This window comes from Arthrobacter sp. TmtSoilC48 (genome assembly GCF_059739425.1).
Window position 1 is genome coordinate 3,870,000 of record NZ_AP046049.1, and the last position, 23,087, is coordinate 3,893,086.

24 protein-coding genes are annotated in these 23,087 nt (G+C 62.7%); 13 read left to right on the forward strand and 11 right to left on the reverse strand.

From position 1 onward, the window contains the following. Position 1: 1 nt before the first annotated feature. A complete protein-coding gene (locus AC6I97_RS17805; RefSeq protein ID WP_263422286.1) occupies positions 2–547 on the reverse strand; it encodes a WhiB family transcriptional regulator in 546 nt (181 codons plus the stop codon). A 366-nt stretch (positions 548–913) separates the two neighbouring features. On the opposite strand from AC6I97_RS17805, the gene AC6I97_RS17810 reads away from it, so the two are divergent. After that, a complete protein-coding gene (locus AC6I97_RS17810; RefSeq protein ID WP_224166832.1) occupies positions 914–1,609 on the forward strand; it encodes a TIGR03089 family protein in 696 nt (231 codons plus the stop codon). A 2-nt stretch (positions 1,610–1,611) separates the two neighbouring features. On the opposite strand, the gene AC6I97_RS17815 is transcribed toward AC6I97_RS17810, so the two are convergent. Then, positions 1,612–2,178, reverse strand: a complete 567-nt coding sequence (locus AC6I97_RS17815; protein ID WP_224091633.1) for a GtrA family protein — start codon at positions 2,176–2,178, stop codon at positions 1,612–1,614. Positions 2,179–2,403: 225 nt separating this feature from the next. On the opposite strand from AC6I97_RS17815, the gene AC6I97_RS17820 reads away from it, so the two are divergent. From AC6I97_RS17820 to AC6I97_RS17840, 5 genes are read left to right on the forward strand one after another with little or no spacing between them, the layout of a single operon-like run. Beyond that, positions 2,404–3,591, forward strand: a complete 1,188-nt coding sequence (locus AC6I97_RS17820; protein ID WP_224166831.1) for a 5-(carboxyamino)imidazole ribonucleotide synthase — start codon at positions 2,404–2,406, stop codon at positions 3,589–3,591. Next, positions 3,588–4,151 carry a 5-(carboxyamino)imidazole ribonucleotide mutase gene (purE, locus tag AC6I97_RS17825; protein WP_224091629.1) on the forward strand — a complete coding sequence of 188 codons (564 nt, stop codon included), beginning with the start codon at positions 3,588–3,590 and terminating at the stop codon, positions 4,149–4,151. Before AC6I97_RS17820 ends, purE begins: the two co-directional genes overlap by 4 nt. Positions 4,152–4,162: 11 nt before the next feature. Next, the gene (locus AC6I97_RS17830) at positions 4,163–5,803 is read left to right on the forward strand and encodes an LCP family protein (protein WP_497945700.1); all 1,641 of its coding nucleotides are present in this window, start codon (positions 4,163–4,165) and stop codon (positions 5,801–5,803) included. Positions 5,804–5,855: 52 nt separating this feature from the next. Further along, on the forward strand, positions 5,856–7,106 hold the full coding sequence (gene manA / locus AC6I97_RS17835) for a mannose-6-phosphate isomerase, class I (RefSeq protein WP_497945702.1): 1,251 nt from the start codon (positions 5,856–5,858) through the stop codon (positions 7,104–7,106). A 3-nt stretch (positions 7,107–7,109) separates the two neighbouring features. Further along, positions 7,110–8,045: a lipid II:glycine glycyltransferase FemX gene (locus tag AC6I97_RS17840; protein ID WP_224091625.1), complete on the forward strand. Its 936-nt coding sequence runs from the start codon at positions 7,110–7,112 to the stop codon at positions 8,043–8,045. A gap of 160 nt (positions 8,046–8,205) precedes the next feature. Here the strand turns inward: AC6I97_RS17840 and glpX are convergent, their stop codons facing one another. Continuing rightward, positions 8,206–9,228, reverse strand: coding sequence for a class II fructose-bisphosphatase (gene glpX, locus AC6I97_RS17845; protein ID WP_216924934.1), 1,023 nt, complete (start codon positions 9,226–9,228; stop codon positions 8,206–8,208). A 200-nt stretch (positions 9,229–9,428) separates the two neighbouring features. Between glpX and AC6I97_RS17850 the strand changes: the two genes are divergently transcribed. From AC6I97_RS17850 to AC6I97_RS17860, 3 genes are all read left to right on the forward strand, one after another. After that, entirely contained in the window at positions 9,429–10,112 is a 684-nt protein-coding gene (locus tag AC6I97_RS17850) for a DUF4245 domain-containing protein (protein WP_497945706.1), read from the forward strand. Positions 10,113–10,168: 56 nt separating this feature from the next. Further along, positions 10,169–10,783, forward strand: coding sequence for a carbonic anhydrase (locus tag AC6I97_RS17855; protein ID WP_224091623.1), 615 nt, complete (start codon positions 10,169–10,171; stop codon positions 10,781–10,783). An 87-nt stretch (positions 10,784–10,870) separates the two neighbouring features. Further along, positions 10,871–12,298, forward strand: a complete 1,428-nt coding sequence (locus AC6I97_RS17860; RefSeq protein ID WP_497945709.1) for a class II fumarate hydratase — start codon at positions 10,871–10,873, stop codon at positions 12,296–12,298. 128 nt (positions 12,299–12,426) lie between these two features. Here AC6I97_RS17860 and AC6I97_RS17865 read toward each other — a convergent pair whose 3' ends face one another. From AC6I97_RS17865 to AC6I97_RS17875, 3 genes are all read right to left on the reverse strand, one after another. Then, positions 12,427–12,903, reverse strand: a complete 477-nt coding sequence (locus tag AC6I97_RS17865) for an NUDIX hydrolase (protein WP_497945710.1) — start codon at positions 12,901–12,903, stop codon at positions 12,427–12,429. Positions 12,904–12,907: 4 nt separating this feature from the next. Then, a complete protein-coding gene (locus tag AC6I97_RS17870) occupies positions 12,908–13,411 on the reverse strand; it encodes an META domain-containing protein (RefSeq protein WP_497945712.1) in 504 nt (167 codons plus the stop codon). 129 nt (positions 13,412–13,540) lie between these two features. After that, a complete protein-coding gene (locus AC6I97_RS17875) occupies positions 13,541–14,086 on the reverse strand; it encodes a prepilin peptidase (protein WP_497945716.1) in 546 nt (181 codons plus the stop codon). A 62-nt stretch (positions 14,087–14,148) separates the two neighbouring features. Here AC6I97_RS17875 and AC6I97_RS17880 point away from each other — a divergent pair, with 62 nt between their 5' ends. After that, positions 14,149–14,955 carry a hypothetical protein gene (locus AC6I97_RS17880; RefSeq protein ID WP_497945718.1) on the forward strand — a complete coding sequence of 269 codons (807 nt, stop codon included), beginning with the start codon at positions 14,149–14,151 and terminating at the stop codon, positions 14,953–14,955. Between the two features lie 136 nt (positions 14,956–15,091). Beyond that, positions 15,092–15,736 carry a GNAT family N-acetyltransferase gene (locus AC6I97_RS17885; RefSeq protein ID WP_497945719.1) on the forward strand — a complete coding sequence of 215 codons (645 nt, stop codon included), beginning with the start codon at positions 15,092–15,094 and terminating at the stop codon, positions 15,734–15,736. 125 nt (positions 15,737–15,861) lie between these two features. On the opposite strand, the gene phoH2 is transcribed toward AC6I97_RS17885, so the two are convergent. Continuing rightward, the gene (gene phoH2 / locus AC6I97_RS17890) at positions 15,862–17,256 is read right to left on the reverse strand and encodes an RNA 5'-3' helicase PhoH2 (RefSeq protein ID WP_224091618.1); all 1,395 of its coding nucleotides are present in this window, start codon (positions 17,254–17,256) and stop codon (positions 15,862–15,864) included. Between the two features lie 237 nt (positions 17,257–17,493). Continuing rightward, a complete protein-coding gene (locus AC6I97_RS17895; protein ID WP_224091617.1) occupies positions 17,494–18,300 on the reverse strand; it encodes an isoprenyl transferase in 807 nt (268 codons plus the stop codon). 108 nt (positions 18,301–18,408) lie between these two features. Between AC6I97_RS17895 and trhA the strand changes: the two genes are divergently transcribed. Beyond that, positions 18,409–19,050 carry a PAQR family membrane homeostasis protein TrhA gene (gene trhA, locus AC6I97_RS17900; protein WP_497947178.1) on the forward strand — a complete coding sequence of 214 codons (642 nt, stop codon included), beginning with the start codon at positions 18,409–18,411 and terminating at the stop codon, positions 19,048–19,050. Here the strand turns inward: trhA and AC6I97_RS17905 are convergent. The 3 genes from AC6I97_RS17905 to mca form a co-directional block, all read right to left on the reverse strand. Then, the gene (locus tag AC6I97_RS17905; protein ID WP_497945726.1) at positions 19,043–21,202 is read right to left on the reverse strand and encodes a thioredoxin domain-containing protein; all 2,160 of its coding nucleotides are present in this window, start codon (positions 21,200–21,202) and stop codon (positions 19,043–19,045) included. The two genes, trhA and AC6I97_RS17905, sit on opposite strands and share 8 nt — an antisense overlap. Beyond that, positions 21,180–21,479, reverse strand: a complete 300-nt coding sequence (locus AC6I97_RS17910) for a hypothetical protein (RefSeq protein WP_497945727.1) — start codon at positions 21,477–21,479, stop codon at positions 21,180–21,182. Before AC6I97_RS17910 ends, AC6I97_RS17905 begins: the two co-directional genes overlap by 23 nt. 109 nt (positions 21,480–21,588) lie before the next feature. After that, complete coding sequence (gene mca, locus AC6I97_RS17915; RefSeq protein WP_497945729.1) at positions 21,589–22,494, reverse strand: mycothiol conjugate amidase Mca; 906 nt, start codon at positions 22,492–22,494, stop codon at positions 21,589–21,591. Positions 22,495–22,571: 77 nt separating this feature from the next. Here mca and AC6I97_RS17920 point away from each other — a divergent pair, with 77 nt between their 5' ends. Then, on the forward strand, positions 22,572–23,030 hold the full coding sequence (locus AC6I97_RS17920; protein ID WP_309927469.1) for a DUF4307 domain-containing protein: 459 nt from the start codon (positions 22,572–22,574) through the stop codon (positions 23,028–23,030). The last annotated feature ends 57 nt before the right edge of the window (positions 23,031–23,087 follow it).

Genomic DNA, 23,087 nt, shown 5'->3' on the forward strand with positions numbered 1-23,087 from the left:
ATTAGACTGCCCGCTTCCTTAACCGGCGACGTTCGCGCTCGGAGAGCCCGCCCCAGATGCCGAATCGTTCGTCGTTCGCGAGGGCGTACTCAAGGCACTGCGACCGGACGTTGCACGCTCCGCAGACCTTTTTTGCGTCCCTGGTTGATCCGCCCTTTTCCGGAAAGAATGCTTCCGGATCTGTCTGGGCGCACAGGGCGTCAGTCTGCCAACCGAGTTCGCCCTCGTCATCGAAGTCACTTTGGCCCGGCAGTCCGATCCACACCGGCTGTCCTGGAATTTCCTGGGGACGACGCAACTCCATGGGAGGGTCGTCCAAGTCTTCGTCCGGCCCGGCAGGCAGGTCCCCGATCAACGCTTCGTGCGCAGCGAGGAGGGCAGTTGCTTGATCCTCCAACGACTGCTGCACGTTCTGGTTGTATCGGTCTGCCGCTTCCGGGTCCGCCGGGTCCACGTACCAGTCCCCTGGCACTTCCCGCGAACGGTATTTCACCGACGCATGTTCTGCGACGACTGCATCTTCCTGGATACGCAACGCTTGCCCCATGGCGTCCCTCCTGATTTTGCAGCTGCTGCTTGGATGTGTTTCCGATTTCCGGCGGTGTTCCGGGAATCTGTGCAGCGGCGTTGATTACTAATTACACGCGTGTAACTACCCACCAGTCAAGCCGCGCCGGGATAATAATCAAGAATCTGTAGAAACGTGGGATGCGCCACGCCCAACGTTTTCCGCCGTGGCGCGGGCCGGCTGAGGCTAAAACGGAAGCCCCGCATCACTTTGGATGAACAACTCCTGACATTCCGCGGAATTCCCAAGACCGGCGCAGGATGTCCATCGACTGGACTTAACGGAGGTGTGTTGCATTTCACATTCTCCTGCGGCTCGACGTCCCCACCGTGGCAGGATTGATGCATGAGCATCCCGGCAGCGAACCTGATGACCACCCTGCGATCCGGCCATTCCACATCCCCGAGGCTGACCTGGTACGGCCCTGATTCCGAGCGCGTAGAGCTCTCCGGGCGGGTTTTGGACAACTGGGTTGCAAAAACCAGCAACCTGCTGCAGGACGAACTGGACGCCGAGCCGGGCAAGGCTATCAGGCTGGACCTCCCGGCACACTGGAAATCGTTCGTGTGGGCGCTTGCCGCGTGGCAGTTGGGCATGGAAGTAGTCTTCGACGGCACGGCAGCGGACCTGCTGGTGACAGATACTCCCGACGACGGCGCCGCGGCCGGCTTTGACGCGGTCGTCGCCGTACCCCTCGCGGCACTTGCGATGCGCTGGCCCGGCGAGTTGCCGCCCGGCGTCGTGGATTTTGCTGCGGAAGTCCGGTCCCACGGTGACGTCTTCATGGCACACAACGAACCGGAAGCCGGCCTTCCGGCCGTCCGCGGCAGCGCGGGCCACACCCATGACAGCCTTCTGGACGGATTCGCCGCTCCCCAGGAACCGGGCGTCCGGCTTCTGGTTCGGGCGGCCGATGGTTTGGAGCCGGGCCTGGCAGCAGCGTTGGGCGCGTGGAAAGAAGACGGCTCAGTGGTGCTGGTGCATCCCGACCTGGAAGTGACCGCGCACCTGCTTGAGAATGAGCGCGTCAGCCGATCCTGAGATCAGTTCTTGATGGAGGGCAATTCGCCGGTTGCAGGACCTCCGGTGCCCGCCTCGGCAACTGACTTCTCCTTGTGATGGAGCTCCAGGATCTCGTGGTCGTGGGAGTAAGCCGGCTCGGCATCCAGCTCTTCGTTGAAGACCCAGAAGCGGTATGCGAAGAACCGGAAAATGGTGCCCAGCACGAGTCCGACGACGCTCCCTGCGATAAACAGCGACGGCTTGTCATTCAAGTCCAGCACGTACTTGGCGAACCACACACAACCGGAAGCAATCAGCAGCCCGACGAAGTTCATGACGGCGAACAGAACGGCCTCACGGACCACGTTCGCCTGTTTGCGGTGGCGGAAGGTCCAGAAGCGGTTGGCTACCCAGGAGAACACGCTTGCAACGATCGTCGCAATGGCCTTGGCCCAGACTTCGCTTCCGTGCATCGGGCCCGAAAACAGCCAGATGTAAACTGCCGAGTCAATGACAAAAGCAACACCGCCTACGGCGCCGAACTTTGCTACCTCGCGCCAAAAAAGCGAGGCAAGTCCGCGGATGCGATCTGCAAGTGTGGTGATCATGACCCTCCATGGCCGTTGAAAAGTGGGCCGATGGGCCACATCCATTTTAGCGCCCATTTCCAACCGTTCCCTTTGAGTCCCCTGTGAGAACGCCGATACCGGGGCCTGCGCCACTGTGAAAACCGGACCAAACCAACGGCGGAAACCAGATCTCCCTCATCTACCCAGGGGACGTTACAGCGGCTGAATCAGTGTTCGGGCCACTGGTTCGGTAGGCTGAACCTTGTGACTTTTCCAGTAATTGGTGTTGTTGGCGGCGGCCAGCTCGCACGCATGATGGCCCCGCCTGCTACCGCTTTAGGCTTCGAACTACGGGTTTTGGCTGAGGGCGAGGACGTTTCGGCTGTCCCCGCTGTGGCCAACGCCCCCATTGGCGACTATAAAGACCTGGACGCCCTCCTTGAGTTCTCCAAGGGCGTGGACGTCCTGACCTTCGATCACGAACACGTTCCCACGGAACATCTGCGTGCCTTGATCGACGCCGGCGTCAATGTGCAGCCCGGACCCGACGCCCTGGTGAATGCGCAGGACAAACTCGTGATGCGCGCGGCCATCGATCGCCTCGGGCTGCCCAACCCGGAGTGGGCCGCCGTTGACTCAGTGGAAGAACTGGTGGCATTCGGCGACAAGATCGGCTGGCCCGTAGTGCTGAAGACACCGCGTGGCGGCTACGACGGCAAGGGCGTCCGCATTGTTGACTCCGCCGATGATGCCGCTGGTACTGCGGATTGGTTCCAGGCCATGAGTCCCCTGCTTGCAGAAGCAAAGGTGGACTTCAGCCGCGAGCTCTCCGCCCTTGTAGCCCGCACGCCGAGCGGCGAATCGCGCGCATGGCCCGTAGTTCACACCATCCAGGTTGACGGTGTGTGCGATGAAGTTATCGCCCCCGCCCAGAACATTCCACTCGAGGTTGCCGCGGCTGCCGAGGGGGCTGCACTACGGATTGCCAACGAACTCGGTGTTACGGGCGTCATGGCTGCTGAGCTCTTCGAGACCCCTGGGGTTGGTGCCGGGTTCCTCATCAACGAACTCGCAATGCGCCCCCACAATACGGGGCATTGGACGCAGGACGGATCGATCACCAGCCAGTTCGAACAGCATCTGCGTGCGGTTCTGGACCTGCCACTGGGCGCCACGGATGCTGTGGCGCCGGTATTTGTCATGAAGAATTTCCTGGGCGGGGACAACCAGAACCTCTTCGAAGCCTTTCCCATGGCGTTGGCTTATGAGCCGGCAGCGAAAGTGCACTGCTACGGCAAGTCCGTGCGGCCAGGGCGGAAGATCGGCCATGTCAACCTGGCCGGCACGTCTGCCTCGGAGGTAGATTCCGTCCGCCAACGCGCCACTGCAGTGGCCAACATCATCCGCGACGGCCGGATGCCCGCACAGACCACCCCTGAGGAGACCGAATGACATCAGCATCAACAGCCCCACTCGTAGGTCTCGTCATGGGCTCGGACTCCGACTGGCCCGTCATGGAAGCCGCCGCGGACGCCCTGGCTGAGTTCGGCATCCCCTTTGAGGCGGACGTCGTCTCGGCGCACCGCATGCCAACCGAGATGATCCGCTATGGCCAGACTGCGCACGAGCGCGGCCTGCGCGTCATCATCGCCGGAGCAGGCGGCGCAGCGCACCTTCCCGGAATGTTGGCTTCGGTCACTCCCCTGCCCGTGATCGGCGTCCCCGTTCCGTTGAAGACCTTGGACGGCATGGACTCACTTTTGTCCATCGTGCAAATGCCTGCCGGGGTCCCGGTTGCCACAGTCTCCATCGCGGGGGCCCGCAACGCAGGACTCCTGGCTGTACGGATGCTCGCCTCCGGCACGGATGACCTTGCCGTCCGTCTTCGTGAGGACCTGCTCCGCTTCGCGCAGGAGCTGAACGACGTCGCCACCAAGAAGGGCGAAAACCTGCGCCACAAGGTGGAAGAGGTCTTTTCCCCTGCCAACGCGTCCGCCCGGAGCAGCCGCTAGGAAGGCAGCGGATGACCACCATGCACAAGAATTCGAATCAGTCCGGCGCCGCGCTGACTGATCCAGTCCGCTATCCAGCCGGGGCCAGCGCCCCGGTGCGGACCAAACGCGCCTTCGTGCTGGTCCTCCTCACGCTCTTCATCCCCGGGAGCGCCCAGATCGTGGCAGGTGACCGCAAGCTGGGCCGCCTCGCCCTGCGCATCACCCTCACTGTGTGGGCGCTGGCTTTGCTGACGCTCTTGATCGCTTTGGTGAACCGGAGCATGCTGCTCAGCATCGTCACCCATCCGGTGGGATCGCTGTTCATCATCGTTGTCCTCGTGGCCCTTGCATTGGGCTGGGCCTACCTGTTCCTGAACACCCTGCGGATCATCAGGCCCAACCTGCTGGCACCCGGGATGCGGCCCATCATTGCCGTCGTACTTGCCATGACAACAGTTCTGGCCAGCGGGTCATTGGGCTACCTCGCGTATGTCCTGAATGTCAGCCGCAACGCGATCGGCAGCATCTTCAACGCCGGCCCAGCCATCGATCCCGTGGATGGTCGCTATAACTTCCTGATGATGGGAGGCGACGCCGGTGATGACCGTACGGGTAGGCGTCCGGACAGCCTTTCGGTCATCAGCGTCGACGCCAAAACCGGTGAAAGTGCCATAATTTCCGTGCCCAGGAACCTGCAGAACGCCCAGTTCAGCGAGGACTCCCCCATGCGGAAGATCTACCCCGACGGCTATAACTGCGGCGATGAATGCCTCATCAATGCCGTCAACACCGAGGTCACCAACAATCACAAGGACCTGTACCCGGGGGTTGCCGATCCTGGCGCACAGGCCACCCTGGAAGCTGTCTCCGGGACCTTGGGTATCACCGTGCAGGCGTATGTGCTGGTGGATATGGACGGGTTCGCAAAGCTCATCGATGCCATGGGCGGCATCCGCATCAAGGCTGGCGGCTGGGTACCCATCAGTGGTCCCGTCACTGACGAGGCCAACGGGATCCACGGCATGCCCGATGGCTGGATCCCGGCTGGCGACCAGCACCTGGATGGCTTCCACGCCCTTTGGTACGGCCGTTCCCGCGAGTTCGTTGACGACTACGCCCGCATTGCACGCCAGCAATGCGTACAGCAGGCCATGCTCAAGCAGCTGGACCCCGGCACGCTGCTGACCAAGTTCGAGGACATCGCCAACGCAGGCACCAAGGTGGTGGAATCCAACATCTCCTCCGCGCAGCTCGGAAGCTTTGTGGACCTTGCCTTGAAGTCCAAGAGCCAACCGGTCAAGCGCCTCACTATTGGTCCTCCCGATTTCGATGCCTCCTTCTCCACGGTGCCGGACTTCGATCTGATCCACTCCAAAGTCCAGGAGCTGTTGACGTCCAAGGACAGTCCCAAGGCCGATGACTCCATGGTGTCCAACGACGCCAAGGCGGGCTCTCATGTCGTGGCAGCGGGCCCGGTCCAGGGCAGCCTCCCGGCCGGACTGCCGGCGGGCCAGCAGCCGTCGCCGTCGTCCTCTGATTTCACGCCGGTGACCACCACGCCGGACGGTACGCCCATCACCGAAGAACTGCTCAACGGCCTCAAGGCCCAGGGCGACGAGCAAGGCATCCGGGACCTCGTGGCAACCAATGGGCAATGCGCCCCGCTGTAGCCCCAGCAGCACCACCACCCTACGTTCAGCGCGACGATAAGGACTTTCCTTCGTGTATCAGATTGAGAATGTTTTGCGGCCCTACGCGTGGGGTTCGACGACGGCGATCGCCGGCTTGCTGGGGCGGCCGTCGTCAGGTGGCCCGGAGGCAGAAATGTGGATCGGCGCCCACCCCGATTCGCCGTCCACAGCCATTCATCCGAATGGGGTTACCCAACCGCTCGATGCCCTGATCGCATCGAACCCAACCCACTTCCTGGGAACCGACAGCCTGGCCGAGTTCGGGCCCCGGCTACCGTTCCTCACCAAGATCCTGGCCGCCGAGCAGCCACTTTCCTTGCAAGTGCACCCGAGCCTGGAGCAAGCTCGCGAAGGCTTCGCCCGCGAGAACGCCGCAGGGATCCCCGCGGATTCCCCCGAACGCAACTACCGGGACGATAACCACAAGCCGGAGATGATTTTTGCGCTCACGCCGTTCCGGGCATTGTGCGGGTTCCGCTCCCCTGCAGCAGCCAAAAGCGTTTTTGAGCACCTTGCCTCGGTGTTGGATTCCGCCGCAGTGGAGGTCCCCGCAATCATCAGCGACGTCATCTCCGACCTCAGCGTTCCCAACGAATCCGATGCCCTCAAAGCTGCCTTCACCCGCCTGATTGAGGGCGGCAGCGACGTCTCGGATGCCATTCATGAGGTAGAAGCCGTCCTGCGTGCAGGCGCACCCCAAGAGCCCCACGAAGATGCGCTGGCCGCAATGCTGGGAATCAATGAAGCTTTCCCCGGCGATCCCGGTGTGCTCATTTCCTTGCTCCTCAACCACCTTTCCCTTCAACCGGGCGAGGCCGTGTACCTGCCGGCCGGCAACGTTCACGCCTACCTGCACGGCCTGGGCGTGGAAGTCATGGCTTCCTCGGACAATGTGCTGCGCGGCGGACTCACGCCCAAGCATGTGGATGTCCCGGAACTGATCAAGACCATCCGCTTCGAATCGATGGGCGTACCCCGCGTTGAGGCCAGTGGAACAGAGTTTGGCCAGGAACTGTACCGCCCACCCTTCAAGGAGTTCCAACTCCAGCGGATCGAACTCGGCCCGGGCGCCGAACCGGTGCCGCTGGCACAGTCCGGTCCCGCCGTCGTCGTGGTTGTTGCCGGTTCCGTGGTGCTCGATTCGCCCAAGAGCGACCTCCCGCTGCAGCGCGGCGGCGCTGCGTTCATCCCTGAGGTGGAGAACCCGGTGAATGTTCATCCTGTGCAAGGCGCCACCGAAACAAGTATTGCCTTCGCCGTGACCACAGGACTGGGTAACTGAGCCGTGGACTTTTTTCTGCAGTCGCCCGCTTGGGCTGACGTCCAGCGTTCGCTCGGCCGCCGGGTCCATGAGCAGTCCGGCCCCGGCTGGAGCTTCCTCGCCATTGAGGAAAAGAACCCGGCTGGCAAGGTCATCTACGCCCCTTATGGGCCCGTGGCAAAGTCCGTGGACGCCTTCGACGCCGCGACGGCTGCCTTGGTGGAATTGGCGAAGAAGGAACGTGCTGTCTTCGTGCGCATGGAACCTGTGTCAGCAGGCTTCACAGCGTCCGAGGCCGATGCACTCCTCCGTGCCCGTGGCCTCCAGCCGGCGCCCGTGAACCTGCAGCCGGAGTTGAGCTGGATCGTGGACCTTGAGGGCGATTTCAAGGACGTTCTTGGCGGAATGAAGCCGACCAACCGGAACCTCTACCGCAACATCCACAAGAAGGGCGTAACGTTCCGGGCATCCCAGGATCCTGCAGACATCAAGGTTCTCCTGCATTTCCTCCACCTGACAGCAGCACGCAACGGCTTCAAGCCACAAAGCGATGAGTACCTCACCCAGGTGGCTGAATGCTTGCTACCCTCCGGCGCCGGAACGCTGTTCATAGCTGAGCTGGAGGGCGAGCCGATCGCTGCCGCGTTCACCTACGATTCCTCGGACACGCGCACCTATGCCCATGCCGCGCTGGACGACACGCACCGCAAGCTCAGCGCCGGCATTCCACTCCTGGTCAACCTCATGGCAGATGCCAAGGAGAAGGGCCTGAAGCACGTGGACCTCTGGGGTGTGGCCCCTGAAGACCAGCCGGACCATAAGTGGGCAGGCTTCACGTCCTTCAAGAAGTCCTTCGGAGGCCGCGAAGTAGCCTACCCCGGCACCTGGGACCTCCCAGTGAACAAACTCCGCTACGGCGCCTACCAACTGGCCCGAAAGCTCCGCGACAAACTCCGCTGATCCCACAACAGCGCGAAGCCGGAAGCCGCGGCACTAACGCCTCCGGATAGCAAAAAGCGCCCCATCGCGGGAGCGGCATCAAATCGACGAGGTACGAGGAGATAGCCGCAGAGCGATGGGGCGCTATTTGCGTCCAAAGGCGCGTTACGCCATGGGAAGGTTACGGCTTGCGCGCGTACGTCTCCCACTTGCTGGCGTGGTGCTCGGCATCAACGAAGCGCACCGTTCCGGACTTCGAGCGCATCACGATCGACTGCGTCAGGACGCGGTCCTTCTGGTAGCGAACGCCGCGGAGGAGGTCGCCGTCGGTGATACCGGTGGCTGCGAAGTAGCAGTTGTCCGAGGTGACGAGGTCGTTGGTGGAAAGGACGCGGTCGAGGTCGTGTCCGGCGTCGATGGCCTTCTGCTTTTCGTCGTCCGACGTGGGCCACAGGCGGCCTTGGATGACACCGCCGAGGGACTTGATGGCGCAGGCGGCAACGATGCCTTCGGGGGTTCCGCCGATGCCCATCAGTGCGTCCACGCCGGTTCCGGACCGGGCTGCGGCGATGGCACCTGCGACGTCGCCGTCCATGATGAACTTGGTGCGTGCACCGGCTTCGCGGATTTCCTCCACGAGCGGGCGGTGCCGGTCGCGGTCCAGGATCATGACGTTGAGCTGGTTGACCTTGACGCCCTTGGCCTTGGCGATCAGGTGCAGGTTCTGCTTCACGGGCAGGCGCAGGTCCACCATGTCGGCAGCTTCGGGACCTGTGACCAGCTTTTCCATGTAGAAGACCGCGGACGGATCGAACATGGAGCCGCGCTCGGCTACTGCCAGGACGGCAAGGGCGTTGTTGATGCCGAGGGCGGTCAGGCGGGTTCCGTCGATCGGGTCCACCGCGACGTCGCACTCGGGGCCGGTGCCGTCACCAACCTGCTCGCCGTTGAACAACATGGGGGCTTCGTCTTTTTCGCCTTCACCGATGACCACGACTCCATTGAAGTGGACGGTGTGAAGGAACGAACGCATGGCGTCGACGGCGGCGCCGTCTGCCTTGTTCTTGTCGCCGAAACCTACCCAGTGGCCACCGGCAATTGCCGCGGCCTCGGTGACACGGACGAGTTCCAGCGCCAGGTTGCGGTCGGGTTCGTCGGTGCCGACGGCGAGCGACGGCGAAATCGTGGAATACTGCTGGGTCATTGGTGCAGGAGACACTTGAACCTCTTCTTCGAGTGACGATTCACGGGACCGGACACGGTTGCACGAGGCAACCTGGGGTCCCTCTATGAACGATCATAGTCGCCGCATGCGTTTGGAGTCGCTGGATGACCACGGCGGGCAGTTCCTGTGGTGAGGTTCCCGGTTGTGTGTTCATAGCCGGGATGAGGGACTATGGAGGTGTGAGTGAAACGCAGGACAAGCCCGCCGCCGGCAACCAGCCCCAGGCTGCAGAGGCAATCCCCGGCAGCGTCCCGGACGCTATGGATGCCCCCTATAAACCCGTCATTCCGGCAAAAGCCGCCAAGCGGGCCAATGCCTCCGTCATTGGCATGATCATTGCGCTGGTGCTGTGTGTCCTCGCATTCCTTCCTATTGTGTTGATGAACCCTGCACCCAAGGGTGAGGGCTTTCGGCCCGCCGTTGACGTTGCTTCCATAGCCCGCAACGCTGCCGATGTGGCGGGATTCACACCTGTCACGCCGGAAACCGGCGACACATTCAAGCCGAACTACGCCCGTTGGGAATCCGGCACCGGGACGGGCGTGCCCACTTGGGAAGTTGGTTACCTGACTCCCAAGGAGTCCTTCATCGGCCTCACCCAGACCAACAAGGCGAATCCCACGTGGGTCCTGCAGCAGACAGGTAACCTGCCCCTGACCGGCACCCGTAACGCAGGTGGCCAGGACTGGGAGCTCCACGATTCCGGCAAGGACAAGCGCAGCATGGTGCTCGACTACCACGGAACCACCATCATTCTCAGCGGCACGGCGAACCTTGAAGAGTTCGCTTCCCTCGCCGCCGCTGTGGTTAAGTCCGCGGACCAGGCCGCTGCAGCTTCGGCCTCTGCAGCGCCGACCTCATAAGCACACGCAGCGCAACAGTTTTACGAGCCGCCGCCTCCGGGCCGTAAAGTAATCAGGTGCCTACCTATCTGACTCCCGCCCTTGCTTGGCGCCGCCTCCAAGAGGGCAATGAACGTTTTGTTTCCGGTGAATCCCTGCACCCCAACCAGGATGCATCGCGACGCTCCTCCCTGGTGGAGAACCAGAATCCCTTTGCCGTCATCTTCGGTTGCTCGGATTCCAGGCTTGCCGCAGAGATCATCTTCGATCTCGGCTTGGGCGACGCCTTCGTGGTTCGCACGGCGGGGCAGGTGATTGATGACGCCGTCCTTGGTTCGCTTGAATACAGCATTGCCGAACTCCGTGTTCCACTGATCGTCATTCTCGGCCACGACAGCTGTGGAGCCGTGAAGGCCACCAAGGCCGCGGTGGAAACGGGTGAGATGCCAATTGGGTTCATTCGTGACCTGGTGGAACGCATCACGCCGTCGGTATTGACTGCCAAGCGCAATGACCAGGAAGACGTCAACGACATGGTGGTGGAGCACGTCAAGCAAACCGCGGCCCGGCTGGCCGACAGTTCGCGTGTGATTTCCGACGCCATCGACGACGGCCGCGTCGCCGTCGTGGGCCTGTCCTACAAGCTCGATGAGGGCCGGGCGGCCCTCGTTTCCGGGATCGGCAAGCTCTAGTCGGCCGTGCTCCGGTCGTCAGGCCGGAGCACGTAGCACTCCATTCCGGGTTTTCTGTGAACCATTAAGTCGCCCTAAGCTAGCCCCATGACTTCCACCACTGAGTTCCGTATTGAACATGACACGATGGGCGAAGTTCGCGTCCCCGTGAACGCCCTGTACCGCGCCCAGACGCAGCGTGCTGTGGAGAACTTCCCCATCTCCGGCAAGACGCTTGAGCGCACTCACATCGAAGCCCTTGCACGCGTCAAGAAGGCCGCTGCACTGGCGAACGCCGAACTGGGGGTGCTCGATGGTGAGCTCGCCGAGGCCATCGCCGCAGCTGCCGATGAGGTAGCGACCGGCAAGTACGACGACGACTTCCCGATTGACGTCTTCCAGACCGGCTCGGGCACTTCCTCCAACATGAACACCAACGAGGTCATCGCAGAGCTCGCTTCGCGTGCCCTCGCAGCTGCGGGCAGCGACAAAGTGGTCCACCCCAACGACCACGTGAACGCTTCGCAGTCTTCCAACGATGTGTTCCCGACGTCCGTGCACGTTGCCGCCACCTCGGCCCTGATCAATGACCTGATCCCGGCCCTGGAATACCTGGCCGATTCCCTGGACCGTAAGGCCGTGGAGTTCAAGGACGTCGTCAAGTCCGGCCGCACGCACCTCATGGATGCCACGCCGGTGATGCTCGGCCAGGAGTTCGGTGGCTACGCCGCCCAGGTCCGTTACGGCATCGAGCGCATCAACGCAGCACTCCCCCGCGTCGCCGAGGTCCCCCTTGGTGGCACCGCTGTTGGCACCGGCATCAACACTCCTGCCGGTTTCCCGGAGCGCGTCATCGAATTGCTCGCAGCCGACACCGGCCTGCCGCTGACCGAAGCCCGCGACCACTTCGAAGCACAGGCTAACCGCGACGGCCTCATCGAGGGCTCCAGCCAGCTGCGCAACATCGCGATCTCCTTCATGAAGATCAACAACGACCTCCGCTGGATGGGTTCCGGCCCAAACACGGGCCTCGGCGAAATCGCCATCCCGGACCTTCAGCCGGGCTCCTCGATCATGCCGGGCAAGGTCAACCCCGTTATCTGCGAAGCGTCCATCATGGTGTGCGCCCAGGTCATCGGCAACGACACCGCGATCGCATGGTCCGGCACCAACGGCGCCTTCGAACTCAACGTAGGCATCCCCGTCATGGCCGCCAACCTCCTGGAGTCCATCCGCCTGCTGGCCAACACCAGCCGCGTGATGGCCGACAAGATGATCGACGGGATCACCGCCAATGTGGAGCGCGCCCGCTTCCTGGCTGAGGCATCCCCGTCCATCGTGACGCCGCTGAACAAGTTCATTGGCTACGAGAACGCCGCCAAGATTGCCAAGATCGCCGTCAAGGAGGGCCTCACCATCCGCCAGGCAACCGAGAAGCTCGGCTTCGTGGGTGAAGGCGAAGGCAAGGTCTCCGAGGCAGAACTCGACAAGGCCCTGGACGTCACCACCATGACGTCCCCGGCGCACAAGGCCTGACGTTTGGCCTAAAACCCAAAGCACGACGGCGGCCGGCACCTTTCTTCGAAAAGGGTGCCGGCCGTTGGCGTTCCCGGGCCATGGGCAGGAGCGCAGGCGGGCACCGGCTGACGCCGGCGCCAAATAGCTTAGTCCTCCACCTGGTACGCCACGGGGCCTTCGGGCTCCGTGGCAAGCCGGATGGCTTGAAGGTTTCCCTCGCTCATGTCAGGCAATTCATCCAGGCCAAACCAGCCGACGGCGATCGATTCATCATCGTTTACCTGGGCTTCGCCGGAAACATATCTGCAGCGGAAAGTGATGTCCAGGAAGTCGCAGATGTCGCCGTTCGGAAAGGTCACCGGACCTACAACCCCGACGGCGATGATCCGCTCAGTTTCTGCCACAACCGCAGTTTCCTCGAAGATTTCCCTGACCAGCCCGGGTGCGGGATGCTCGCCTGGCTCAAGGATGCCGGTGATCACCGTCCAGTGGTGATTGTCCGCCCTTTGGCAGAGCAGCACCCGGCCATCGTCGTCGAAAACCACTCCCCTGACCGCCGGCAACCACAGGGGGTCATTCCCGATCTTCTCCCGAAGCTTGAGGATAAATTCCGGTGCGCCCATGGCGTTAGCTTTCCTTCAATTCGATCGTGGCATGCGGGTTGCTCAACGTGAGCACGCCGCCATTGAGTTTCCATTGAACAGGTTGCTCGAAGAGCTTGGCGGTCCAGGCGTTGTAGCTGCCCTCAAGCTCCGGGCAGCCCATGGCAGAGGCGGCCATCGAGCGCATGGCCCAGGTATCGTCCTGGACCGAGATTTCCACATTGAGCACGTTGCACGGCGTCTTCACCAGTAGGGTCCATGCCCCGTTGATATGCGTCGCGCTGATCTGCAGCGGTCGTGTGCCGAGCCAGGCTACATCTCCGGTGGCATCGCTTCCGTGTACCGACGTAAACGTGGAGCAACCCAGCGGACCGCCCTCGCAGAAAGGCTCCGGCTTCTGGGTTATGAGCGGTTGAATGCTGGGCCCGGGGGTTGCACCGGGAACGTTGCCCGATTGCCCGCATCCGGAGAGCAGCAATGCGCAGGCCACTGTGACACCCGGAACGGGCCAAAATCCACTCCGCTGCACCCTGGCCCCCTTCAGGCGTTCCTGAGCGATCAAACCATCTGGGCTAAGCATGCCGCAGCCCGGTGAACGCTGAGAATACGGGAAGCGTTGCAGTTCGGCCGCAGTTGGCTGCGGGTGCGACTGGAAGAATCAAGCAGGCAAAAGCACCATGCACACCAAGGCTCCTGCGAGCATGAAGGGCCCGAACGGGATGGCCGAACCCAGCGTTCCGCGCCTGGACACAAGGATCACCAGGCTCCACAACCCGCCGAGCAAGAAAGCAGCGAAGGTGCCGGCGAAGACATGGGCCCACCCAAGGTAGCCGAGGTAGAGCCCAAGCACTCCGGCCAGCTTCACATCCCCAAACCCCATACCGGGGGGATAGACCAGGCGGAGCAGGAAGTAGAACAGCCACAGCACGCCGCCACCGGCCAGCACTCCTAGCCCGGGGATACCGAACATCGAGGCATCCAGCGCAGCATCCGGGCCGCCAAAGAACACCAGGACAGCAGCGCCCAGCAGCAGTACCCCGCCCACCGCATACGAGGGAAAGACAATTCGGTTCGGCAGCAGATGGCTCCGGATATCAATAATGGTCAGGCGAACGGCCATCACCACAAAGTACGCACAGGCAAGAACCACCAGCCAGAAGCCCAGTGGGCTGGCGTCCCAGAGGTCGGCGAGTCGTCGGATCACCCTGCAGATGCTATCCCGGATTGCTCAAAGGGCCGGGTTGAACGCGTAGGTAAACTGTGGATATGGGCCGATACAGTGCAGGTGGATCAGGTTTCGGAACAGGTTTTGGCCCGGCCAACGGCAACAACGGGCAACAGCAGGACTTGTCCTCCACATTCCGCAACCTTTGCCGTTCTTCCCCGTGGAAATGGACGAGTCTGCGTTTCGAGTACCTCGAACGGCCTGGGACGGGCGCCAATCTGGTCCGTGCATGGCTCAGGCGGCCCGGCGCGCTGCGGCTGGAGACTCCTGACGGAAAGCTGCTGCACAGCACGACGGGTATCAACGATTCCCGGGACGACTTCTACGTCAGTGCGACGCGACGCTCATGGTTGCTTCCTGCCCACCTGGTGACCCCGGTCTATGATGGCGCTGGCTTGGTCCGGAGGCGCCCGGAGGCGGCCTACGGCGAACCGTCCTTCGGCAACGGACGGCTGGCTGCAGCACTGGATCCGGTGGAACTTGCCGGCAATGCGCCCGTCCCGCTGGAGTTCCCGGATTCCAATCCCGTATCCCTGGAAGAGCCCCGGGAAGTTGACCATGAGGGACGCTTGGCTCTGGAAACGGTGGTTACCCGTGGCCGGACCTACGTGCCCTTGGATCCTTCCCAACCTTTGGCCCACCCGGGGCGGACGCTGATCCGCGTGGATGCCGGGACGGGCGTCTGCGTGGCCAGCCAAAGCCTGGACGGCGATACGGCCGGCAAAGGTCATTGGCTGAAGATTCTGGCCGTTGACGAATACATGCTGGACGATCTTTTCCTTGCCGAATCAATGAACCTGACCGACGTTCGGCGCCATATCTCCTGGGACATCGGCCCAGCAGCCTGACATCCCCAGGATCCGCAAACGTCGTGAACCCGCTATTCCTTGGTTGGCCAACAACGGAATAGCGGGTTCACCACTCATGAGGCTGGCACCAGCCCTGTGACTCGCATGCCCTCGACAGCCGGGCTAAGCTGCACCGATGACCACGCTCACGGAAATCTGGCCGCCCTTCGGACTCACGCTCACGACGCCCCGGCTGACTCTCCGTCCAGTTCTCGACGCCGATATCCCGGCTGCCGTCGCGGCCGCCCGTTCCGGCGTCCATGAGCCCGGCAAGAGCCCGTTCAGCACGCCGTGGGCAGAACTCCCGGACGACGAACTCGCTCCCAACATGGCCCAGTGGTACTGGCGCTGCAGGGCCGGATTCACGCCTGACTCCTGGACCCTCCTCCTTGGCGTTTGGCACAACGACGACTTCCTGGGCGTTCAGGACATTGGCGCCAAGAACTTCAAGACGCTAAAGACCGTGGGCACGGGCTCCTGGCTCAAGCGGTCCGCGCAAGGCCAGGGCTTCGGCAAAGAGATGCGCGCCGCCGTCGTAAGTTATGCCTTCGACTACCTGAAAGCGGAAGTTGCGGAGTCCGAGGCTGCCGTCTGGAACAAGCAATCCCTGGGCGTCTCCCTGAGTCTGGGCTACGAACTCAACGGCCTCGTCCGCGACGGTTGGGGCGACAAAGTCGAGGAAGTCCAAAGAGTCCGCCTCACCCCGGAAAATTTCAACCGCCCCAACTGGACCTTAAAAGTCCACGGCCACGAAGCCTTTTCCCAATACATAGCCATCTAGCAACTTCCGGCGGGCCGCCTGACAAGGCGAAGGCCAGGGATCCGGCAGCGTGCGTCAAAAGCGAGGAACGAGCTAGCACGCAGAGGATGCCTGGCCTTCGCCGCTATGGCACCTGGTCGATGGGGTTAGATTTCGGCCCCTTCTAGGAGTTCCGTCACCAGGGCCGCAATCGGCGACCGCTCGGACCGGGTCAGGGTGATGTGGCCAAACAGCGGATGTCCCTTGAGGGTTTCGACGACGGCGGCCACGCCGTCGTGCCGGCCGACACGGAGGTTGTCGCGCTGGGCGACGTCATGGGTGAGGACGATCTTGGAGTTCTGGCCGATGCGGCTCATCACCGTCAGGAGGACGTTCTTCTCCAAGGACTGGGCCTCGTCCACGATCACGAAGGCATCGTGCAGTGAGCGTCCGCGGATGTGGGTGAGAGGCAGCACTTCGAGCATGCCGCGGTCCATGACTTCTTCCACGACTTCCTGGCTGACCAACGCTCCCAGGGTGTCGAACACGGCCTGCGCCCAAGGGTTCATCTTTTCCGATTCAGACCCGGGCAGGTATCCAAGTTCCTGGCCGCCTACAGCGTACAGGGGCCGGAAGACGACCACCTTGCGGTGTTCGCGCCGCTCCAGGACGGCTTCGAGGCCCGCACAGAGTGCCAAGGCTGATTTGCCGGTGCCCGCCCGTCCACCGATGGAGACAATGCCCACTGCGGGATCCATGAGGAGGTCGATGGCGAGCCGTTGTTCCGCCGAACGGCCATGCAGGCCGAAGACATCGCGGTCGCCTTTGACGAGCCGGACTTGCTTGTCGGCCCCTACGCGGCCCAGTGCGGAGCCACGGTTGGACAGGAGGACAAGCCCGGTATTGACGGGAAGTTCAGCGGCGGAAGGGATGAAAACGGGTTCGTGGCCGTAAAGCGTGGTGATCTCGTCTTCGCTGGCTTCCACTTCGGCTATGCCGGTCCAGCCGGAATCCTTGACCAGTTCGTTGCGGTATTCGTCTGCGTGCAATCCCATGGCCGAGGCTTTGACACGCATGGGGAGGTCCTTGGACACCACAGTCACGTTGTGGCCCTCGTTGGCCAGGTTCTTGGCTACCGCCAGGATGCGGCTGTCATTGTCGCCTCCACGGAAGCCTGCGGGCAGGACCTCCGTGGAAATGTGGTTCATCTCTACCCGGAGCATGCCGCCGTCGGCACCGATAGGTATTGCGTGGTCCAGTCCGCCATGTTCAATGCGGAGGTCGTCCAGGAGGCGCAAGGCTTTGCGGGCAAAATACCCGAGTTCGGGATCGTGGCGTTTGCCTTCCAGTTCACTGATGACCACGATCGGGACGATGACTTCGTGCTCAGCGAAGCGCAGCAATGCGTGCGGATCCGAGAGCAAGACGGATGTATCGATCACATAGCTGCGGCCTGTGGCGGATGGTGCGGTCCGCGCTTTTTGTGAGACCCTCTTGGCGCGAGAGGTAGCTGCACTTTCCCCGTCGGAAACCATTGCGGGCAGTTGCTCAGAAATAGCCACATCGACTCCAGCCCCGGGCGGTCGCCCGGCCTAATGGTGAAGCGGCTCGGCCGGAAGGCCGGGCGTGGCCTCCCATGTAACTGGTGCGATAGTTCGCTCCATCTACTGGCCTCCCCGATCAGCGGGCGGTTTTGCCTGCTGATGGGATTAACGTAATCCTCGGCACATTCATTTCCGTAATGTGTCATCGGCAAGTCGCATGTCCGGATCGTAAAATTTTGGTGAACCGAAGCGCACCTAGGTTCCGTAGCGGCGTTGGCGCCCGGCATAGTCCCTGAGCGCCCGGAGGAAATCGACCTTGCGGAATGCGGGCCAGAGGGCTTCGCAGAAGTAGAACTCGCTGTAGGCGCTCTGCCACATCAGGAATCCGGAGAGCCTCTGCTCACCGGACGTGCGGATGACCAGGTCCGGGTCCGGCTGGCCGCGCGTGTAAAGGAACCTTGAGATGTCGTCCACCGAAAGTTCATCTGCGACGTCGGACATGGTCCGCCCCTTGGCGACGGCGTCGCGGAGGAGTTCTTTCACGGCATCGACGATTTCACGCCGCCCGCCATAGCCCACTGCCACGTTCACATGGATTTTTTCGTGGACCGGAGTGCGGGCCGTTAGCTTGTTCAGGCGTTCGGCCAAGTAGTCCGGCAAAAGCTCTGGCGCACCCATGGCGTGCACGGAGACGTCCTCATTCTCGTCCAGCCGGTCCATGGTGTTGGCGATGATGCCCATGAGCAGGTCAAGCTCTTCGCCGGAGCGGTTCATGTTGTCTGTGGACAGCATGTACAGCGTCACTACCTTGACGCCAAGCTCCTGGCACCAGCCAAGAAATTCGTGGATTTTGTCCGCGCCAGCCTGGTGTCCCTGGCTTGTCGGCGCATTGAACTGGCGGGCCCACCTGCGGTTGCCATCCACCATGACACCGATGTGCCTGGGGATGCGGTCCTGCTTCAGGGAGCGAAGGAGCTGGCGCTCGTAGAAGCCATAGAGGAAACCGGGCAGCTCCACCGGACTCTCACCTGACTTCCTTGCTTTTACGACGACGGCGCACATCCAAGGCTACCTTCCCGAACTGCCTCGCAGGTGCAGGGCCGGGTCGCATTCACATTCAGCCAGACTTACTCTTCAGTAACTTACCGGAGCGGAGGTTACTCTTTAATGATGGCCGAGCTGCTCACTATCAAGCCCGCATGGCGCGGTTGGATCCACGCCGTCGCCGCCCCTTTCGCCCTCGCGGCCGGAATCGTCCTGGTGGCGCTTGCCCCCACAACCGACCGAAAAATCACCTCCACGATCTATGCGGTAACAGGCGTCCTGCTGTTCGGTGTCAGCGCCGTTTACCACCGCGGTAACTGGTCCCCGAAGACCAGGCTGGTGCTCAAGCGCCTGGACCACACGAACATCATGTTGGTGATCGCCGGAAGCTACACGCCGCTGGCTTGGTCGCTTCTGGAGCGCTCCCAGGCCGTCACCTTGCTGTGGATTATCTGGTCCGCTGCCATAGCCGGAGTGCTGTTCAGGGTTCTGTGGACCGACGCTCCGCGCTGGTTATACGTCCCGATCTACATTGCGCTGGGCTGCGGGGCGCTCTTCTACCTCCCCCAGTTCTTCACAGCGAACGCCTCCTCTGCCGCGCTCATCTGCATCGGCGGCGCCCTCTATATCGCGGGGGCGGTCTTCTACGCCATCAAGAAGCCGAATTTCAGTGTCCAGCACTTTGGGTTCCACGAACTCTTCCATGCCTTCACTGTCCTGGCGTTCGCGGCCCACTTCGTTGCCATCATGATGGCCGTCCTCAGCTAGCGCCGGAGGCCATCCGCGCCAGCATGGATTGCACCTCGGCGACAGTCCCCACGGGCCTCCCGCACACCATATCCCGGCACAAATACACTTGTGGCGAGCCATCTGGCGCACCCGTGCGATGAATCAGCAACGGAACCTCACCCTCACCAGCCGGGGACCCGGCGTCGTCCATTTGCACGGCAACCACCATGCCCGGGCTGGCGGACTTCAAGAGCGCGCCGTGCAGTTCCTGCCGCAGGGATGAGTCGGAACCAGCGATGGCGGCCTCCACCGGACCCGCCAGCGCCGCCTGCCCCGTAGCAAGGAGCCAACCGGCAACCCGGGGTGCGCGTGTGGCCAGCGGAGGGAGCAGGCCCAGGATGTTCCCGGCCATGAGCCGGTGCGCGTGCGAGCCCGAGTACGCCGAATACGTCAGCAGTACCCCGGCAAACCCGGCTGCCCCGCTGGGCGTGGCATTGTCGAACGGATCCAGGGCAGCACGCTGCCCCTGGGCGTTGAACACCTGCGCTGACTCCCCCGCCGAATCAGCAAGGTGTCCGTCGTCCACAAAACGCGTTTCAGCGGCCCGGATGAGTTGTTCCGCAAGACGGTACCAGTGCTTTGTCCCCGTAACCGAGTACAGGGAAAACAGGCCCTCTGCGCAGAACGCGTAGTCTTCCAGGAGTCCCCCGATGCCACGGGCCTTGGAATCGTGCGAGACCCGGACCAGCAGCCCGTCTTCGGCATTCCAATGCACCCTCTCAAGATAGGCAGCAACCTCCCCGGCGGCAGCCACGAGATCCGGGCGGTCCAATACGCCTCCCGCCTCGGCAAGGCCCGCTATCGCGAGCCCGTTCCAGCCGGCCACGACCTTCTCGTCCCGCGCAGGCTGGTTCCGGAGATCGCGGGCAGCCAGGAGTGCAGGCCTCACCCGCTGCCAGAGCCTGGACTCTGAGGCGGATAAGGGCCGTCCGGGATGCAGCGGCGAACCCAATTCCGAGACGGTCCCCTGGGCGCCAACATTCATCATGCGGGCCACGTCCTGGCCATCAGCGGGGCCGAGGACCTCATGCAACGACCCCGGCGTCCAGAGGTACGATCCCCCCTCGTGGTGGGCACCGTCCACCACCGTATCGGCGTCCAGCGACGAAGCCAGGCCACCCCCAGGCAGCCCCAGCGAAGCCAGCATCCAGTCCGCGCACCTGGACGCTACCTCCGCAGCTTCCTCAGCCGGGAACACCTCATTGCCTCCAAGCCGCACCCAGTGGGCATAGACGCGCAGAAGCTGGGCGTTGTCGTAGAGCATCTTCTCGAAGTGCGGCACGGACCAATCCGCCGTGACCGAGTACCGGGCGAAACCGCCGTCGAGCTGGTCGCACAATGCCGAACGTGCCATCCCGGCCAGCGCACGCCCAGCCATGTCCTGCGCATCCTCCGCAGTCTCCGACAGTGCCGCGGCGTGGCGGATCAGGAACTCAAGAACCGCCGACGGCGGAAACTTGGGAGCGCTGCCGAACCCACCGGCGTCGGGGTCTTCAGAGCGGGCCAAAACCCTTACCGCATCTGAAAGTAGCTGGGCATCCACCACCTCGGGCGGCCCGTCAAGCCGAACGGCAGAGGACAGCTGGGCGTTGGCCATGTTCGTGGCCAGTCCCCTCGCGTTCTGTTCAACAGCTTCGCGGCGTTCAACCCACGCCTCATGGACCGCTTCAAGCACATTCCGGAAGGACGGCCGGCCAGGCAAGGGCACGGGCGGGAAGTACGTGCCCGCATGGAAGGCCAGGCCCTCCGGCGTCAGGAAAACGGACATTGGCCAGCCGCCCTCACCGCTGATGGCCTGCGTGGCCGTCATGTAGACGGAATCGACGTCCGGCCGTTCTTCGCGATCCACCTTCACGGGCACGAAGTGCGCATTGAGGTAGTCCGCAGTTTCCTGGTCCTCAAAGGACTCATGGGCCATGACGTGGCACCAGTGGCAGGCCGCATATCCGATGGAGAGGAAGACGGGGACATCCCGGGCAGCGGCAAAGGCAAACGCTTCGTCGCCGAAAGGACGCCAGAAGACCGGGTTACCTGCGTGTTGGCGCAAATAGGCAGAGGGCTCCGAACCCAGGACATTCGCAGCCCCGGGCCAGTTGTTTCCGCGTGGGTTAGCGGCTTCCGGGAGCGGCATCGCCGTTCTCATCCGTGGTGCCGGCGTCGCCGCCCGCACTATCAAGCGTTCCGCCTTCCGCAGCCAAGCGCGCCGCCTCAACCTGCGCACGGTACCTAACCCGGCGGATACGGCGAACCATGTCCACGATGAGGAACGTCGTGAGGATCACGATGAAGGCCGTGAGGACGAAGCCCCAGGTTCCGGGAGTCACCTGGTCCTCGGACAGGCCAGGCCGCAGCGTCCCGGTGGGGTCCGGCGACGGACTGACGGTCAAGGCGAGGATCAAGTGGTGCACGTTCAAACCTTCTATGGGAGCTGATGCATGTCGACTGGCTTCAGCGTGGAACTGGGCTGTTCGATGGCCGCCGCCGATTTCTACAAACGATAGAAACTGGTGGCAACACCTATCTTATCCCCGCAAACAGATCCTTTTCGGGCAGATCGGTGGACACCCTGGACTTGATCAGCGTGTAGTCCTCCCAAGGCCATACCTTCCGCTGCAGGTCAGGTGAGACCGCAAAGAAGAAACCCATCGGATCGATCTGTGTCCGGTGCGCCCGAAGAGCGTCATCGCGGGCCTCGAAGAAATCGCCACAGTCCACTTGCGTGGTGGTCTGGTGCGCGGGAGCAGGAGGAGTGTGGCCTTCGGCGTCTGCCTCAAGCCATGCCGCCAGCCGCTCAGCATAGGGCGACTGCAGCCCAGCCTCCTCCAGCGCAAAGTGCAGCGCGCGGAAGCGCTCCGGGCTGAAGGCACGGTCGTAGTAGAGCTTGCTGGGCGCCCACGGCTCCCCTGTTCCCGGGTAGCGCGCGGCGTCACCCGCTGCCTCAAACGCCTCGACGGCAACCTTGTGGGCCATGATGTGGTCCGGGTGCGGATAGCCACCGTTTTCGTCATAGCTGATGATGACGTGCGGCTTGAAGTCGCGGACCAGACGGACCAGCGGTGCCGTGGCACGCTCCAATGGCTGCAGGGCAAAGCATCCCGGGGGAAGCGGTGGAAGGGGATCGCCCTCGGGCAGGCCGGAGTCCACAAAGCCAAGCCATCGCTGCCGAATCCCAAGCACGGCGGCCGCACTAGCCATTTCCAAGCGGCGGGCACCTGCCATGTCGCGCTTGGGGTGCGGAGCGTCCACCATGCCAGGGTTCTGGATATCCCCCCTGGATCCATCAGTGCAGGTAGCGACCATGACGTCTACTCCTGCAGCGGCATACATCGCCATGGTGGCTGCACCCTTGCTGGATTCATCGTCCGGATGAGCGTGGACGGCGAGCAGCCGCAGCTGCTGCTCGGAACTGCTGGACGCTGTCACTTGACGGCTCCTCTTTCATGGATGGTGCAAAATCAGGACTGTGCAGGAGGCGCCGGGATCCGCACTAAACTGGATAGGTGACTTCAGAGGACCAATTGGCCAACGAACTACCGGCAAGCAACAGCCTAGCCAATCGCTACGGTGGTCAAAAGCGCGGCCTGACCCGCACATCGAAGCGGAACATCGTCATCGTGGCCCTGGTCCTTGGAATTGTGTTCGCAGCATGGGTGGCAACGTCCTCAGCACAAGCCCCCGTGACCTTCAAGGACATCGGCTACAGCACCGTGGATGGCACACGGGCCGAGGTAGATTACCAGGTCACTAAATACCCGGGAGCCACGGCCAAATGCGCCGTGAAGGCCATGGATTCCAAGTTTGCGGTGGTGGGCTGGAAAGTGGTTGAGATCGGCCCCAATGACCCCAAGGACGGTGCCGATGGCGGCAGCACAACAATCCAACGCACAGTGTTGAGAACCGAGTCCCCTGCCGTCTCAGGAGTAGTGGATAATTGCTGGATCGTGGACAGCGGGAAATAACAATCGTGTGACCCACAACTCAACCAGTTTGGGTTCGTCCAGAGGATTTACTACAAT

Bases quoted from the DNA above. Each gene is read 5' to 3' on its own strand.
- AC6I97_RS17805 (WP_263422286.1), bottom strand. From the start codon at position 547: ATGGGGCAAGCGTTGCGTATCCAGGAAGATGCAGTCGTCGCAGAACAT.
- AC6I97_RS17810 (WP_224166832.1), top strand. From the start codon at position 914: ATGAGCATCCCGGCAGCGAACCTGATGACCACCCTGCGATCCGGCCAT.
- AC6I97_RS17815 (WP_224091633.1), bottom strand. From the start codon at position 2,178: ATGATCACCACACTTGCAGATCGCATCCGCGGACTTGCCTCGCTTTTT.
- purE (WP_224091629.1), top strand. From the start codon at position 3,588: ATGACATCAGCATCAACAGCCCCACTCGTAGGTCTCGTCATGGGCTCG.
- AC6I97_RS17830 (WP_497945700.1), top strand. From the start codon at position 4,163: ATGACCACCATGCACAAGAATTCGAATCAGTCCGGCGCCGCGCTGACT.
- glpX (WP_216924934.1), bottom strand. From the start codon at position 9,228: ATGACCCAGCAGTATTCCACGATTTCGCCGTCGCTCGCCGTCGGCACC.
- AC6I97_RS17860 (WP_497945709.1), top strand. From the start codon at position 10,871: ATGACTTCCACCACTGAGTTCCGTATTGAACATGACACGATGGGCGAA.
- AC6I97_RS17865 (WP_497945710.1), bottom strand. From the start codon at position 12,903: ATGGGCGCACCGGAATTTATCCTCAAGCTTCGGGAGAAGATCGGGAAT.
- AC6I97_RS17880 (WP_497945718.1), top strand. From the start codon at position 14,149: ATGGGCCGATACAGTGCAGGTGGATCAGGTTTCGGAACAGGTTTTGGC.
- AC6I97_RS17885 (WP_497945719.1), top strand. From the start codon at position 15,092: ATGACCACGCTCACGGAAATCTGGCCGCCCTTCGGACTCACGCTCACG.
- AC6I97_RS17895 (WP_224091617.1), bottom strand. From the start codon at position 18,300: ATGTGCGCCGTCGTCGTAAAAGCAAGGAAGTCAGGTGAGAGTCCGGTG.
- trhA (WP_497947178.1), top strand. From the start codon at position 18,409: ATGGCCGAGCTGCTCACTATCAAGCCCGCATGGCGCGGTTGGATCCAC.
- AC6I97_RS17905 (WP_497945726.1), bottom strand. From the start codon at position 21,202: ATGCCGCTCCCGGAAGCCGCTAACCCACGCGGAAACAACTGGCCCGGG.